This is a genomic window from Vibrio sp. YT-19(2023) (assembly GCF_033337395.1).
In genome coordinates, this window is record NZ_JAWOQN010000471.1 from 1 (window position 1) to 714 (window position 714).

General features: G+C 45.4%; 1 protein-coding gene. It reads left to right on the forward strand.

The genetic code is table 11. The annotated features are described in order from the left end of the window. The coding region (locus R7E78_RS26580; protein ID WP_318058669.1) for a metallophosphoesterase at positions 1 to 714 on the forward strand (714 nt) is incomplete at both ends.

The following is a 714-nucleotide window of genomic DNA, read 5'->3' on the forward strand; positions in this document are numbered from 1 at the left end:
AGAAGTGGAATCAAGCGGTGGCGAAACCATTCTATTGTCTGGCGGTGATATCAACACAGGTGTTCCTGAGTCAGACATGCAAGATGCAGAACCGGACTTCATAGGGATGAACCTGCTTGGTTACGACGCAATGGCTGTCGGTAACCACGAGTTTGATAACGCTTTAGATGTTTTGAACAAGCAGATCCAATGGGCTGACTTCCCTATGCTCGCTGCAAACATCTACAAGAAAGACACCGATGGTAAAGTAACCGACGAACGTTACTTCGCGCCTTACAAAGTCTTCACGATTAACGGACTTAAAGTTGCGGTTGTTGGCCTAACAACAAAAGATACAGCGAAACTGGTAAACCCAAGTAACGTTGCTGATATCTACTTCGAAGATCCTCAAGTTGAAATCAAAAAAGTACTTAAGGAAATCGAAGCAAACGAAACTGTCGATCTAGTTTTTGCAACAACACACATGGGTCACTACCAAGATGGTAACCATGGTAGCGAAGCACCAGGTGACGTTTTATTAGCGCGTTCTCTTGAAGAAGGCCAACTAGATGCAATTATTGGTGGCCACTCACAAAACCCAGTATGTATGGAGCCGGGTACTAACGAATACGCAGACTTCAAACCAGGTGACGAGTGTGCTCCAGACCAACAAAACGGCACATACATCATGCAAGCGCATGAGTGGGGTAAATATGTTGGTCGTGCAGACTTCGA